The 13352-nt window shown below is 56.0% G+C and carries 15 protein-coding genes, 1 tRNA gene and 1 pseudogene; 4 read left to right on the forward strand and 13 right to left on the reverse strand.

Features of this window, described 5'->3' with window-relative positions; translation table 11 throughout:
* Positions 1 to 11: 11 nt before the first annotated feature.
* The 7 genes from ACERNI_RS13445 to ACERNI_RS13475 all read right to left on the reverse strand — a co-directional run bounded on the left by ACERNI_RS13445 (position 12) and on the right by ACERNI_RS13475 (position 4714).
* Positions 12 to 671 carry a hypothetical protein gene (locus ACERNI_RS13445; protein WP_448833776.1) on the reverse strand — a complete coding sequence of 220 codons (660 nt, stop codon included), beginning with the start codon at positions 669 to 671 and terminating at the stop codon, positions 12 to 14.
* Positions 668 to 1150, reverse strand: coding sequence for a hypothetical protein (locus ACERNI_RS13450; protein WP_448833777.1), 483 nt, complete (start codon positions 1148 to 1150; stop codon positions 668 to 670). Before ACERNI_RS13450 ends, ACERNI_RS13445 begins: the two co-directional genes overlap by 4 nt.
* Positions 1120 to 1641, reverse strand: a complete 522-nt coding sequence (locus ACERNI_RS13455; protein ID WP_448833778.1) for a hypothetical protein — start codon at positions 1639 to 1641, stop codon at positions 1120 to 1122. The genes ACERNI_RS13450 and ACERNI_RS13455 overlap by 31 nt, the downstream gene beginning before the upstream one ends.
* Before the next feature lie 194 nt (positions 1642 to 1835).
* Positions 1836 to 2093 carry a hypothetical protein gene (locus ACERNI_RS13460; RefSeq protein WP_448833779.1) on the reverse strand — a complete coding sequence of 86 codons (258 nt, stop codon included), beginning with the start codon at positions 2091 to 2093 and terminating at the stop codon, positions 1836 to 1838.
* A gap of 120 nt (positions 2094 to 2213) precedes the next feature.
* Positions 2214 to 3467, reverse strand: a complete 1254-nt coding sequence (locus tag ACERNI_RS13465; protein WP_448833780.1) for a tyrosine-type recombinase/integrase — start codon at positions 3465 to 3467, stop codon at positions 2214 to 2216.
* 578 nt (positions 3468 to 4045) lie between these two features.
* Positions 4046 to 4120: transfer RNA gene (locus tag ACERNI_RS13470), tRNA-Arg, on the reverse strand.
* A gap of 18 nt (positions 4121 to 4138) precedes the next feature.
* Positions 4139 to 4714, reverse strand: a complete 576-nt coding sequence (locus ACERNI_RS13475) for a hypothetical protein (protein ID WP_448833811.1) — start codon at positions 4712 to 4714, stop codon at positions 4139 to 4141.
* Between ACERNI_RS13475 and ACERNI_RS13480 the strand changes: the two genes are divergently transcribed.
* Positions 4644 to 4859, forward strand: coding sequence for a transcriptional regulator (locus ACERNI_RS13480; protein WP_448833810.1), 216 nt, complete (start codon positions 4644 to 4646; stop codon positions 4857 to 4859). The two genes, ACERNI_RS13475 and ACERNI_RS13480, sit on opposite strands and share 71 nt — an antisense overlap.
* 108 nt (positions 4860 to 4967) lie before the next feature.
* Complete coding sequence (locus ACERNI_RS13485; RefSeq protein WP_448833781.1) at positions 4968 to 5237, forward strand: hypothetical protein; 270 nt, start codon at positions 4968 to 4970, stop codon at positions 5235 to 5237.
* A 127-nt stretch (positions 5238 to 5364) separates the two neighbouring features.
* On the opposite strand, the gene ACERNI_RS13490 is transcribed toward ACERNI_RS13485, so the two are convergent.
* The 3 genes from ACERNI_RS13490 to ACERNI_RS13500 are packed head-to-tail and all read right to left on the reverse strand — an operon-like array spanning position 5365 to position 9029.
* Positions 5365 to 8217, reverse strand: coding sequence for a hypothetical protein (locus ACERNI_RS13490; protein ID WP_448833782.1), 2853 nt, complete (start codon positions 8215 to 8217; stop codon positions 5365 to 5367).
* Positions 8214 to 8621 (reverse strand): hypothetical protein, encoded by a 408-nt coding sequence (locus ACERNI_RS13495; protein WP_448833783.1) that lies wholly within the window; start codon positions 8619 to 8621, stop codon positions 8214 to 8216. Before ACERNI_RS13495 ends, ACERNI_RS13490 begins: the two co-directional genes overlap by 4 nt.
* A gap of 12 nt (positions 8622 to 8633) precedes the next feature.
* On the reverse strand, positions 8634 to 9029 hold the full coding sequence (locus tag ACERNI_RS13500; RefSeq protein WP_448833784.1) for a hypothetical protein: 396 nt from the start codon (positions 9027 to 9029) through the stop codon (positions 8634 to 8636).
* A 751-nt stretch (positions 9030 to 9780) separates the two neighbouring features.
* Between ACERNI_RS13500 and ACERNI_RS13505 the strand changes: the two are divergent.
* Positions 9781 to 9912 (forward strand): annotated as a pseudogene (locus tag ACERNI_RS13505) (SOS response-associated peptidase); the annotation flags it as partial.
* 167 nt (positions 9913 to 10079) lie between these two features.
* Here ACERNI_RS13505 and ACERNI_RS13510 read toward each other — a convergent pair.
* A complete protein-coding gene (locus ACERNI_RS13510; RefSeq protein WP_448833785.1) occupies positions 10080 to 10670 on the reverse strand; it encodes a hypothetical protein in 591 nt (196 codons plus the stop codon).
* Positions 10671 to 10859: 189 nt separating this feature from the next.
* Between ACERNI_RS13510 and ACERNI_RS13515 the strand changes: the two genes are divergently transcribed.
* Positions 10860 to 11681, forward strand: a complete 822-nt coding sequence (locus tag ACERNI_RS13515) for a three-Cys-motif partner protein TcmP (protein ID WP_448833786.1) — start codon at positions 10860 to 10862, stop codon at positions 11679 to 11681.
* On the opposite strand, the gene ACERNI_RS13520 is transcribed toward ACERNI_RS13515, so the two are convergent.
* Together ACERNI_RS13520 and ACERNI_RS13525 are read right to left on the reverse strand one after the other, a co-directional pair.
* Entirely contained in the window at positions 11678 to 12433 is a 756-nt protein-coding gene (locus tag ACERNI_RS13520; RefSeq protein ID WP_448833787.1) for a DUF5131 family protein, read from the reverse strand. The genes ACERNI_RS13515 and ACERNI_RS13520 overlap by 4 nt on opposite strands.
* A 298-nt stretch (positions 12434 to 12731) precedes the next feature.
* Entirely contained in the window at positions 12732 to 13253 is a 522-nt protein-coding gene (locus tag ACERNI_RS13525; RefSeq protein ID WP_448833788.1) for a phage tail protein, read from the reverse strand.
* Positions 13254 to 13352: the final 99 nt, after the last annotated feature.

Below are 13352 nucleotides of genomic sequence, written 5' to 3' on the forward strand. Positions count from 1 at the left end.
GCCCCGCGCAATCATCCCCCCCCCCAGCGCTCGACGACGCGCGTCGTCAGGGTGTCGCGGGTAACAACGGTATGCTGGGCAAACCCGCCAACCATGCGGATTGGGCGCCCGCCGCCGAACTCATAGGGGAAGATGCAAGCCCGCTGTTCGCGCATGACCTGCAGCCAGTCGGCTGGCGTTTCAGCGTTCAGGCCGTCGGCGTCAACCAGCCCGACCGCCTCCAGCCGCGTCATCAGTTCGGGGCTGGCCGGCGATACCACCACGTCGTCGCGGTCGATCAGAACGGCCTTGCCCGCCTCATGATGGGCCGTTTCGCCGGCTCCCGCTGACCACACCTCCAGACGCTGCCGGCTTTCGCTCCAGCCCGCCAGGCGGGCAACCGTCGGCTGGACCGTATAACCAGCGTTGCTCGCGCTGAGGCTGTCGAACACCTGGGCCATGTAACCGGGAAGCCGTGCCAGCACGCCGTCGAAACTGTCTTGCGCGGCCATCGCGTCCATCGCCAGCGCATTGGCCACAACCAGATCACCCGAAACCGCCATGGCGCCGATACCGGGCAGCAGGAAGGTTTTCGGGACGAACGCCAGGACGTCACCGCTGGGCGTGTACACGGCGGCATCGGTCCAGATATGAATGGCGTCGGCTTCCTGGATGATATTGCAAGCGCTCATGCGGACTCCTCCGGGCGATGGGCCCGCTTCAGATGGACGGATTGGGAAACGGGAATGCCAGCGGCGCCTATCTGGAGCACTGTTGCCCCGGAAACGCCACCGCCCAACGCGGCAACCGGACCGGTAAGGCCTACTGCTGCACCAATACCCGGCAACGCGATGGCCAGTGCGATGGCCGCGACAGCCATACCGATTTGTTTGCCTGCCTGCTTCCCCTGCGCGCCGCTACCGCGCGGCAGATAGGTGATCAGCACAGTGTCGGCCTTGCCGACCAGGGTATTGGCCCATTCCTTGCGCGGGCGAACTGTCGCGTCAGAAACAGCGACAGGATCGCCCGCGCGGATCACCGACACCATGAACGGCCGACAGTCGTTGGCGTACCGCTTCGCAATGGTCGACAGCCGGCGCATGTTGCCACGGATCGCCACCGGTTCGCCCTGCGGCACGCCTAGGACAGTCTGGAAGACAACGGACGCCATGGGTCAGCGCCTCCCGGCTGCGCGACGGCGGTTGCGGCGCCGAGGTCCAACCCGGGTTTGCGGAAAGACATCACTTCAGCGAACAGCGCCGGGTTGACGACGTCACAACCCGACTTCTGGCGTTCGGTGGGGGCAAAGAGCGCCAGGGCCGTTGCCCCGCTCTCGAACAGCATGCCGGTGTCGCGGATGACCACGACCTCGTCCGGGTCACGGGAGGCGCCGAACGCGCCGCGTTCAGTGAACTGGACCGCCGCTGCCGCTGCTCGGGCAGGCGTGTGGCCGAGACGGGTGAGTTCCGCCATGATCGCCAGCCGCATGATGTCGGCGAACGAATAAACTGGTCGGTCCGCATCGTCTCTGAAGATGCGCGGAAGAACACCGTCGAAACGGTCATTCCAATTGTGCAGTGTCTTCGAATCAATCCGGGAAGCCGCGCGTGCTTGGGCCGGGTTGAACTGCGGATGGCGGATATTCGGCTCGTATTGTTCCACGGCTTAAGCCTCTGTCTGGTGTATCCTCACATGAGGATGGCTTGGCCGGCTGGTATTGTAAATAGTTGCAGAGGGTGCGAATCCAGCCTGAGTTCTCTCCAAAGTCTGGTCAGCACAGAGATTGCGACGCTGAATATTTTCTCGGTTTTTCCTAACCCTGTGCATAAGTAGTTGGGGGTGATTTCACTGCGCCGTCAAATTGAAGGCGTCATCAGTTCGGCGCCGACGCGGCTGAAAAAGCCAGCTTCGATCCCGGTATATCGACCTGATTTCGCAACGGCCCGGATAATGCCGTTCACTATGCGCGGATTACGGTCGCGGCGGGACGCGCGGATGAGGGCTTCCGCCATGCAGTCGCCGGTAGCGAAATCCGCATCGTAGTCGCCTGTCGGCGCGGTTTCGAGGAACCGGCGGCCGATTGGTGGAAGTGGGATTTCATCCTTGTTTGCCATTGCATTTTCTTCCTGTGTTCACGTTGATGAACGCAGGAAACGACGAAGTTTTTGCGGAGTCAATATGTATAAATTTACATAATTTCACGCAATAAACATATAACTCAAATAGTGATATTCTTATATCTGATAAATTAGCACCTCTATATCCATCTGCCCGGCAATCCGATCGGCTACGGCATTGGCCGCTGCCAAGACGACGGGATCTTCTAGGTGCATGTAACCTGCCGTCACTCCGGCGTGCGAGTGACCCAACATCGCGGCGATGGTCGCCGTTGCGTAGCCTGTGTTCGCGGCGACGGATGCAAAGGCGTGGCGCAGGATGTGGCTTGTCAGACCGGGGACGCCGGATTCAGTGTAAATCTTGCCAACGAGGGTTCGCGTACCCCCGTGCGGTGCATTTTCGCCCCGCGGTGACGGAAAGACGAAATCAGATCCGGGTTTTCGCCCGACCTGTCTCAGCAGGAGCTTAACCGGGATAGTCAGCGGCCTAATAGATCTGCCTGTTTTGCTGTCGCCCAACTCGATCCGGTTGTTGTCGAAATTCACTTCGCTCCAACGTAGCTTGGAAATCTCGCCTAACCTGCAACCAGTCAAAGCGAGGAGAACGACAATACGCGCGCCGGTGGGGTCGACGCCGCGCTTGTTCAAAACCTTACCCAATGCGTGATAATCGGCCGGGGTCAGGCGTTGCATCCGTTTGCCATCCCGGGGGCGTTTGACGCCAGTGACGGGATTGCTGGTTGCGTGTCCCCGATCAATCGCCCAAGTGAATATTCCGCCGAGCAGCCCCGTGGTCCTGGCTGCTGCGCCCTTTCCGCCGCGAACCACCGATCGGCCACGCTTCTTTTGCGTTTTCACGTCACGGCGGGCTTCTCCCGACGTGACGGCGTCAACAAACCGGGTGATATCAGCCCGTGTAATATCGCGAACGCGCTTGGAGCCGATGAGGGGGATAATCTGGGCTTCGATCCGGGATCGGTCGCTCACAAGGGTGGATGGCTTCTTTGGGGTGCCTCTCTTGCCGAGGACGAGTCCGACTTCACACGCTGCCAAGTACTGTTCGCACAAATCGCGCACCGTCAGCTCCGACCTCCGTTCCTGTTTGGCTAGGATGGGGTCGGCGCCCTTGATAACCTCGTGTCTGTGATCGGCAGCCATCTGGCGGGCCTGCTCGACGGAAAGCACGCCGTAGTCGCCGAGTTTCATACGACCGCGCTTGCCGGTGTCACTCGCGGTGTAGTCGACATAGAAGGTCTTCCGACCGGTTTTATACACCCGCACGCCAAAACCCTTGAGGGCGTCACACCAGATGAAGTAGGGGGCCGCTTTTGGTTGTGCCGCTTCAACAACCCGTTTGGTGAGCTTTCCCATACCGTGCCCCTGTAACCGGTGTAACCAGCCCATTTTGAGGGCTGGTTACGGAAATTACCATTTAAAATCAAATATATAACCGACGTAACCGGTGTAACCGCTGGAAATCGGTCATTTGGAATATGGAGAGTGAATTCCATTGACCCGTTCTGACTGTCCGCGTGAGCCACAATAAGACGAGTCACAGGAGAGTCACAACGAGAACTCGTGTAGGCACCGGTATGCGCGGTTCCGTCAGCGTGCTTGAGGTAGGCGGAATTTGCACATGATCATTGATCTTAAAGGATTTTATGCGAAATTAGACGATATCAGGGATGTGGAAGCCGAATAAAGATTTGCCCTCAGAAGGCAAAGGTCACACGTTCGAATCGTGTCGGGCGCGCCAACAAATTCAATCACTTAGCTTAAATCGCGGGATGGGCGGCAAGGCGTGAATCGCCACCGAGTCGCCACCGTGATGGGCAAGCCAGTCCAACAGAATCAAAGGCAGGTAGGCAGGGCGATCGCCGCCCGCCGGGGCCGTTGCGTATCTCCTCCGCTTGCCCCGGCACGTCTGGCCTGGTGGTGTCAGGCCATAGTGGAGCCCCCGGCTGGATTTGAACCAGCACCCTGCGGTTTAGAAGACCGCTGCACGTCCGTCGTGCTACGGGGGCAATCGGGTCAGGCGTGCATCAGGCCGCCGCTTGCAGGGCCATGTCAGGGTCGTGCTTGCCGTCGCACTTGTGAACGGCCCACACGTCGGTAGCGCGGAACTGCATGAACCCGCCTGACACTCCGTGCCCGATAATGGCCGGTATTATCTCTTCCGCATGTCCAGGCTGCCACGGCATTCTGTCGAACATGCCAGGAGCCAGCGGCATGGCCAGGTACATCAACTGCGCCATTCCTTCCTTGAGGTGGACGCAGACGACGTCGCCAGCAAGCGGCTCCTCAAGCGTGTTGATGGCCATCAGGTCGCCGTCCCTGTAGGCGCCGCATGTGCTGCGGCCAACAAATCGCATGGCGTACACCAGCGGGAATACAGGAGCCTGTTGCGGATGGGCGGTGGCGTGGGGCATGGCGGTGTCCTTGTGCTGATGTCTTAAATTGAGTACACAGTGCTTATAGAAACACATTCGCAGCACGTCAACATAAAAAAAGCACAGGGTGATAATTTTGAACGCAGTGCAATGCAGGATGGCGCGGGCGGCCCTTGGCTTGGGGGTGCGCGAATTGGCAATGCTCGCGAACGTGGCGCCGGCGACCATCACCCGACTTGAACGCGGCGAGGATCTGTTGCCCCGCACGGTTGCCGCCCTCCAATCAGCCCTCGAGCAGGCCGGCGTCATCTTCCTAGACGCGGGCGCTACAGTGGACGGCGGCCCGGGCGTAAGGCTCAAGGGGGAAACCTGAGTGAAACACAGGTTATAACCTGCCTGACAGTCAGGTTATAACCCCGGAATTTCCGGGGTTAAGCCGAAAAACCCATACGCATCAACGTAAACGCAAAATTGTGGGAACGTGCGCATTCCTGCGCCATGGCTGGAATGTCAGCCGTGGGCCAGAGAACGCAAGAATGCGTTACCTGCCCAAGGGCCACTGAGCGCAAAAATCCGCTCGGCTGAAAATTCAGCCCAGCCACTGCGCCCATACCATCCGAAGGCCATGCCAGTGATCCTTACAGAGCCTGATCAGATCGAGGCCTGGATGACAGGGACATGGACTGAGGCCAGCGAATTGCAGAAGCGCCAGTTCCCAAATGATGCGCTGGAGATTTTTGAACGCGACTGACCCCAGTTGGGGCCGGTTCAAGGTGCATTTGCCGCCCAGGATAGATCGTTAAATTGCCGACCATTGGCATAAAAAAAAAGCCCACAAGTTGGCGGGCTTTGGGGAGCTGACGAAGGAAGGGGATCCGCTAATTCTGGGAGTTGGCAATCCGGGGCGAGGCCACCTGTATCAAAGCGAGGGCAGGATTGTTAATTCCGATCCGGCGCAAGATAGCTTTGTCCGCGGCGTCTTTTACCACATGGCTCAATTGATGGGCGGACAAACCAAGCTTCCGGGTAGCTGCATCAAACCGGGCGCGATCAAGCTCCTGCCAGTTGAGGGTCATCATATAGAGCCCATTGGCAGCCTCGCGTGGCGTTGGCAGTTCTATGTCGACATTGCCCCTGACTGTCCTGACTTCAAGGAACCAGGTGGGATAGCGGGCACCCTCGACCTGTACGGTTCTAAAGCGCGGTTTTCCGTCAGCAAGCCATTTGAGTTTTGGCTTGCTGAGCAAAATAGACATCGAGCCGTTGACGGGACCTCCAAGCGCGGCTGCGTACTCATGCATGGAATTCTCTTCGACGATCAAGCGTCCGAGCTCAACACCCAGATTTTTCCGGAACTCTGCGGAGGAGGCCAAAAGACAGGAGGTTGTTAGATAGCGATCCTTAAATCTGCACGCAGTTTCAATCTCTCTGCGTTCGTCATCCTGTGCATCAGGACGAACATCAAGACGGGCCCACAGGGCTTTTACAGCCGCTGTGACCTCGTTGGAAGTTTGTGTCTTGGCATCGTTCCGCGAGCGAAGGGCGTCATTTAGCGCGGCAAGCTCTTTTTCAATTGGCTTGCGATCCTCTCCTTTGATCGCGTATCCAAATTCATCTTCAGACAGCCATTTCAGCGCGGAATTCGCGAGAGGCACACCCGATAGTAAATATTGCTGGGCCATTGCGACATTAAGAACGTCAATATGCTGGTCGAGCAATACTAGCGGATCAACATCTGTGGCGGCGGCCACGGGATCCACTTTTGCGTTCCTAATTTCATCTTCAGATTTCAGCCAAAGCGCGCCATCTTTCCAAACGACGAGCTCGCGATAGGGCGAAAGGTGCAACAAAATTCCTGTAATGGAATTGATGAAAGGCGGATAAAGCTCCTTCTGCAGAAGGCTGCTTCCGGAATGGGCGATAAAAGAAGCAGATATGTAAGGACCTAATTTTGAAACTTGGGCATCGTCGCAGACCAGACCACGCTTTGGAGGATTGTTTACTGATGCAGAGACAAACACCGAAAAAAACTGATCCGCACAGCGTTCCTCTTGCGAAATATTAGTGGCTCCTAACGCTCGCCATGTCTGCGACTTCATGGCTTCGAAGATTGGTGTACGAAGGTTCTGCCCTCTATCGAACTGTCCTTTGAGGCTTGTTCCCAGAAAATGCGCGTGCTGTCCAGCAGACGGAGCCAGCAGCAGATGCAGTCCTGACAGGCAAATGTCGTAGTCAGCTCGTCGCGCGTTGAAATGGCGGATCCGCTCTGCATAACTGTTAAAGGCGCCGCCTTTGCCGACATAAAGTGGGCTGTAAGAGCTGGACACAAAATTTTGGCAAGCTTCATACTTGGCCCAAGCGTCGCTGGTGATCAGAACCTGTAACTCGTCAAAACGTCTGTCAACGAGATTGAAGCGATAGGCGATTTCTTTGCGTAGATGGCGAACTTCTGCAAGGGTGTCTTCTGAGATCTTGATTGATGTCTCGAGTAATTTTTTGATATCTCTCAGTTGAGCCATAGTTTCCGCATGGTTCGCTTGGCCTGCTTCAATCCCGCCCCCTCCCAGAATGCCCGAGGCGGCGCCAATGGCTCCCATCCAGTTCATCGTTATGATATTGGCGGCGATGTTTACCGCAACTTCGGCCGTTTGCACATTTTTTTGAAAGTTCGCTGCGTCAGCAGGTGAGAGAACACCGAGCTTCGATGCAAAATCGACGATCTGATTGGCAGTCGAGAAATTCGCTCGCAGTTCGTCAGCGTTTTCGGTGATTTCAAGTTGTTTCACCAGCGCCTTTCGCTCATCGGCTGGCATGGTTTTGAAAAACCCACCGTTCTGCACGGCAATTCTTTGTTCCTTGGCGCTCATCCGGCCCCATAGAACATTCTGCATGAAGCCAATATCTGCTGTGTTTGATCCGACTTTCTGATCGATGGTTTTAACAGTTTCAGACAAGGCGTTATGGGCATTCTTGATCGCGCGGACCTCCTTGTCCGTTGCGATCTTGAAGTCGGAGAAGCTCTTGGCAATGCTGTCGATTTTGGCGTTGGCAGCGTCAATCTGCGCTCCAACTTTTTCGCGATCAGATTGTTGCAGGGCCACGGAATTTGTCAGGCCTGCGTTCAGAATCACGATCTGCTGATCAATGATGGTTTTGCGATCCTCTGGCCGGGCATTGGCTGCGGCTTGCGCAAGTGGGCCAGAGTGACCTTCAACCAGAAGGCGGGCCTTTTCGAAATTCTTATGTGTGATCTGACCGCCAAAAGCGGTGTTGAACGCATTCCTGTCTTGCAGACGCGATTTGGCGAAGAGCCCGCCATATAACTTGGTCTTCTCGCGGCTCAGACTGGCTTCAGCCTCTGCCTCGACCCACTTAAAAAGCTGATCCATGCCAGCATTGACCGGACGCAATACCCCACCGCTCCAATCAGGTGATTTCCCGGCGGAAAGGATCACGCCGACCATTTTGTTGTTGGCCCTCAGAATGGAATTTCCGAGTTCGACGCTTTCAAGCCTGTGCTGGACGCGTCCAAGTTCAGCCAAAAATTGTTTTCGTTGTGCGTCGGTTGCAGGAGGAGGGATGGGGCCTGGTGCCATGGTGATTGGCTTGGAGAACTCCCTCGCAACGATTGCGTTGAGGACTGGCGAACCAGCGACCCCCTGCTGATCCGCTATGGCGCATTGTGGCACAATGAGTGCGGTTCCCAGAAAGAGTGCAATTCGCGTTCTCATTTTGGCACCTGGTTATCTCGCGCTTCCTCCAGGACGGCTTTTATTCCATTCAGATATTCCTGACGAAGGAATGTGAGGATTGCGTCGGTTGATGAAATCGAACGAACACAGCTTTCCGGACCTTCAACGCTTTCCGATCTGGCCAGCGCTTCGCAACCTGAAGCCACGACAATTGCACCTAGACCAGTGTGTGAGCAGTGATCGGGCTGTCTTAGCGCATTCCATTCTCCCCCTAGTAACGCACAAGCAGTTTGGGAGCTTTGAATTTTCGTGTACATTTTTATGCAGGCGGCTGTTCTTTTAGCGAGGCAAACGGGGTCAAAATAATTGACTGCAACCTCGCCCGCATGCAAGGGGGTAGATATGCCAAGCGCTATTGCAATTGCCCCAGACACATTGCGCATTGCGCCCTCCTGTCACGGTTTTTGCTTTGCTGCGTCTCTAGATTCCTCGAGAACGGCTTTTACACCTGCAAGATACTCAGCACGGAGAAATTCAAGAATCGCATCTGTAGAGGCGATCTTTCTTGCGCATTTTTCGCCGACGTCATGTTCTATACGGGCATGGGCCAGGCATCTTTCGGCAACCAAATGCTTCCAACTGTCGTCGCGGAGATCGCATCTTTTAATGGAATCATCCCAATTCCCATTAATAGCGCTGCAGCGGATATGGCTGGTCATTCTATTATTGTAGTAGCTATCGACACATGCTTTGGCTTTTTTCGCAATGCACACTGGATCGAGATATGTAACAGTCTTTTCTTGGGCCACGGCGTAGCCGCACAATCCCAATGTCAAGCTCACAACCGTCAACCCTATCCGTGTCATGGCATGCCCCCATCAGCTATTGGTTGCCCGCATCCTTGGCCTCTTCGAGAACCATTTTGATGCCTTTTAGATATTCCTCTCGAAGAAATGAGAGAATAGCATCGGATTTCGCAATCGGAACGTGACAGTTCTCATCGCTTAGTGTTTTGGAGATATCGTTCCGCGCGATGGCTTCGCACGCTTCAGTATAATTCATATGCGGGCCGAGATTGACTCCGTGACGTGGTGAGCCCGGCTCCCGGAGCAAGCAATCACGTGCGATTAACACCCCCCCTATGTTGTTACATTGCTCGTGATTTTGTTTGCCATCTCTATTCAATTTAAGTTTTATGCAAATTTCAGTCTTACGAGCAACACATAAGGTGTCAAGTACATGAAGGGGCTTGGCTCCTTCTTCGCTTGACGCAGATGGAGCGACCAAAAGCACTACAGATGCGCACGAAAGACGTAGGCGTTGCAAGAAAGAGGATGTCGGATACACATGCCACATCGACTTCGCCCCCAAAGTCATCCGATGAGTATCACCGCTATTTATTGCTTTTGCAAGAGGCGGTTCGTGTGCCTGCCTCGCATCTACTTGTAGGCGCCGGCCGGGGGCGCCTATGAGGGGAGCGGCAAGGGCGGCTCTGGTTCCTTGGTGCTGGATGTGTGGTAACAATCCATGCCCGCCGCTATCCGCAGTCTCTCAACCTACCCATGGGTGAAGGATCCGTTGTTGCGTTCACCCATCTCATATCATCCAAAGGCCATGCCGGTGATCCTGACGGCGCCTGACGAGATTGACGCATGGATGCGAGCGCCGTGGGCCGAGGCTATCGCACTACAGCGGCCGCTGGCTGATGACGCGCTGGAGGTGTTTGATAGGTAAGGCATGCTGTGACGGGCTGTTCCGCCGGGCAATATCACCCCTCGTCATTCATGGCCGCCAAAAACAGGGCAATGGGGGGATGGATGGGACGAAGCGAACCAACAAGTCGACAACGTGTCCGGCAGATCCACGCCGAGGTGATGCGGAAGCTGGAGGCGGCGTGATGGTTAGTCGTGTGGAGATGTCGACCAATCGATATGATTGGCATCAGGTCGAAAAACCTTCGCGGTGCATTTTGCGGTTTCTGCGCCGGGTTTTCCCTCAAAACGGAAGATAAACTCAACGGCCAGATCAGCTGGCCGTCTATCACCTTTGTCCTTCCAGATGCATGTGAATGGAATATGAAGCACATCTGGGGGCGAGTTTGCGCCACATCCCCTCACTCTGAGGGGGGTTTCAAATGTGTAATTGGAGCCGCGCCAGGAATAATAGTCAATTATCTCTAGATAAGCGTCCTTCAAGTGGGAGTGATATCTAACAACATCGACATGATTGGTGTCGGCTGCAATGGTTATCATATCAATTAGCATGGCTGATCGATTGTGGTTGGTAATCTCGACGACAATTGAAGCGTTGGATGTCATCTGATTGGTTTTTTGTTGGTACACGCCAACGGCTGGAGGAACTTCGCCAAGCACAGCGTCGGCCTGGCGCTTGGCTTGCTTTGCTGAAGTCCAGGTAAACAATGCCGCCGCCAATGACGCAAGAAGAGCGACAATAGATACAATCAACCCAGAAACAGGGACCCAATCAACCATGCTCAACCCCCGCCACTACCAACTGGAATCCGTCGACGCGGTCTTCGACTATTGGTCGGAGGAGGACGGCAATCCACTTGTAGACCTTGCGACCGGGACAGGGAAGTGGGTGGAAGGCGACTTTCGTACTGATCGCACCGGTTGCGAAAGCTGCCTAGGATAGATGCAGAAGGAATCGCAGGTGGGGAAATGGGTGACCTTTTAGGTGGGGATGATGGGCTGCCTGTCGAGGAGGTTGGCTCATGGGCGAAACAAAAGCATGAACTGCTATCTCGATACATCGACGTGTCGCGGGCTGTCAGGGCCAAGTGGTTGGGGCCTGGCAAGGGTGGGGCGACGTACATCGACCTCTACTGCGGTCCCGGGCGAGCACAGATTAGGCGGACCGGGGAGGTTGTAGACGGTGGTTGCGTTGCCGCTTGGCGCAAAAGCGTGGAAAGTGGTGCGCCGTTTTCACGGCTATACATAGCCGATTCTGACGAAGAGAGATTGGGATACGCTACAGAGCGCCTTAGGCGCCTAAACGCGCCGGTGGTTCCATTTGTTGGAACCGCCACAGACACCGTCCAGCAAATCGTTGCTCGCCTTAATCCACACGGCCTTCACTTCGCGTTTCTGGATCCATATAGTTTAGGAGCATTAAGCTTCGATGTTGTCAGAGCATTTGCGCCGCTAAAGCGAATAGATTTATTATTCCATATTAGTCGCATGGATTTGCAGCGGAATTTAGGTTCCAACTTGGCTATGCAGCAAACGGCCTTTGAATTGTTTGCTCCTGGCTGGATGTCGGCAGTCGACATTAATCAGGGCCAAACGGGAATCCGCCGGGACGTATTTGAACATTGGCGCAACCTCGTCTCCAAGCTTGGGATTGCACCGTCTGTTGAAATGAAGTTAATCAGTGGAGCTAAAAATCAACCACTATATTGGCTTCTTCTTGCGGCAAAGCACGAGCTTGCCCACAAATTCTGGAAGACAGCATCCAATGACGGGCAGGGGGAGCTTTTCTAAATGCTGTCTGTCATTGGCATTTCGTCCCACACGCGACCGCGATAGGCGCGGCCAGTCGTCTTTTTCTGCTTCCCACCCCACTGTTTGAAGAAGAAGGCCGCGTCGGCGTCCGTGCATTGATCGAATATCTCATCTATCCATTTCGGGTCCATTGGCCTGGCATTCGGGCCGCTTTCACCGCCTACAATAGCCCACTGGATCCCGGCGAGATTGCCGCCTGCGACCGAGCCAATTAGGGGCTCGTAAGAGACAAAACGGATAGCTGCAGGCACGCTCCGCAACTCGTCAAGGCGGTGAAGGACTGGACCATCCTCCACACTGGTTCCAAGCCACACGTTTGGAAGAACCTTGAACGTAGGACCTGAAACGATTTCCGCCATACGGTCTGGTCGCTTAGTCAGTATTTGGTACGTATGGTGCGGAGTCGCTGCCATTGTATCCCAGACGCGAGCAACGAATTCAGACGGAACGTCTGGGTGGAACAGGTCAGACATAGAATTAACGAACACCCGGCGCGGCGTCTTCCATTTGTACGGAATGGAAAGCGCCGTCTCGTCCAGTGTGATGCGCCCGGTCCATTTTGCGCGGCCACCCGTTTTACGGGTCAGGCCTGCATACTTTTCCACGCCCATCGCCTCGAGACGGGCCGCCATTCGCATAGCGTAGCAGTTGGTGCAGCCCGCCGACATGATCGTACACCCGGCCACGGGGTTCCATGTCACGTCGGTCCATTCAATCGTGGTGTCGGCCATCTCACTGCTCCGGTTTACAGATTGATGGATCAATGCGGTTAACGAAAGGCCTCACCGCTCCCAAAATCCGCCCCCTACAGCCCCTTTTCCCGCCTAGCCGCCGTATATGGATGTATCCCAGCCCGGAACGGCCACAAGCTGCATTTCACCGCCTGGCAGGCCTTTATTTCCGCCAATTGCCCGCCGCAGCAATCGCGGCACTTCTCACGGATCGCCGACACTGGCGAACGCGGTTCGTGCCCTGCCTGCGCCGCTACCGCCGCGGTGGGCGGCCACACGGCCGCCATCTGATCGCGCCTCATACCTTGAGCAACCTCCCAAGCTCATGCTCCAGCCGTTTTGTGAGCACCGTATCGACCATGTCTTCGACGATGGTTTCGGTGCGCTTGCGAACCATCTCGCGCGGAATCGCAGGCCCCCATAGCTTGCGGATCGGATGCCTTGCATCACTGGTCCGGGCGAATATGTGTCCCGCGCCAGCGCCTTTGGTCTGACCTGCCTGGCCGCGGGCGATGAAGGCGCCGTCGTACAGCTCGGACACCCCCCACGCTCCGGCGGTGACGAATTGCGCCCGGGTCTGCCCGCCAAACCTGCCGTCGGCCCGCGGCACCAAGCGGGTGGCGACTTTCACGCCCTTGGAGTCGATTAGCGAGAAATGCCGGCCCGTTCCGGTGATCTCATAGATCAGGCTGTCCTTGTTGGCCTTCTTGGTGATCACAGCCTTATGAATGTTGAGATTCTTGACGCCCATGCCAGTCGACAGGACACGTTTGACGCGTGTGTTTGCCATGTCGCCTGTGCGGTTGAGGGCCCTGGCCATGACGGGGCGCGCCTTGCCCTCGCCGATGGCCTGCAGTGCGGTCTGAAAATCCGCAAGATGCCGATCAGCGACGGTGATCTTAGGACGGATCGACATTCA

The organism is Camelimonas sp. ID_303_24 (assembly GCF_053543495.1).

Excerpts from the sequence above, each read along its gene's own strand:
- ACERNI_RS13525 (WP_448833788.1), bottom strand. The coding sequence starts at position 13,253 with ATGGCCAGGGCCCTCAACCGCACAGGCGACATGGCAAACACACGCGTC.
- ACERNI_RS13445 (WP_448833776.1), bottom strand. The coding sequence starts at position 671 with ATGAGCGCTTGCAATATCATCCAGGAAGCCGACGCCATTCATATCTGG.
- ACERNI_RS13460 (WP_448833779.1), bottom strand. The coding sequence starts at position 2,093 with ATGGCAAACAAGGATGAAATCCCACTTCCACCAATCGGCCGCCGGTTC.
- ACERNI_RS13480 (WP_448833810.1), top strand. The coding sequence starts at position 4,644 with ATGGCGCGGGCGGCCCTTGGCTTGGGGGTGCGCGAATTGGCAATGCTC.
- ACERNI_RS13490 (WP_448833782.1), bottom strand. The coding sequence starts at position 8,217 with ATGAGAACGCGAATTGCACTCTTTCTGGGAACCGCACTCATTGTGCCA.
- ACERNI_RS13465 (WP_448833780.1), bottom strand. The coding sequence starts at position 3,467 with ATGGGAAAGCTCACCAAACGGGTTGTTGAAGCGGCACAACCAAAAGCG.
- ACERNI_RS13510 (WP_448833785.1), bottom strand. The coding sequence starts at position 10,670 with ATGGTTGATTGGGTCCCTGTTTCTGGGTTGATTGTATCTATTGTCGCT.
- ACERNI_RS13515 (WP_448833786.1), top strand. The coding sequence starts at position 10,860 with ATGGGTGACCTTTTAGGTGGGGATGATGGGCTGCCTGTCGAGGAGGTT.
- ACERNI_RS13495 (WP_448833783.1), bottom strand. The coding sequence starts at position 8,621 with ATGCGCAATGTGTCTGGGGCAATTGCAATAGCGCTTGGCATATCTACC.
- ACERNI_RS13450 (WP_448833777.1), bottom strand. The coding sequence starts at position 1,150 with ATGGCGTCCGTTGTCTTCCAGACTGTCCTAGGCGTGCCGCAGGGCGAA.
- ACERNI_RS13475 (WP_448833811.1), bottom strand. The coding sequence starts at position 4,714 with ATGGTCGCCGGCGCCACGTTCGCGAGCATTGCCAATTCGCGCACCCCC.
- ACERNI_RS13520 (WP_448833787.1), bottom strand. The coding sequence starts at position 12,433 with ATGGCCGACACCACGATTGAATGGACCGACGTGACATGGAACCCCGTG.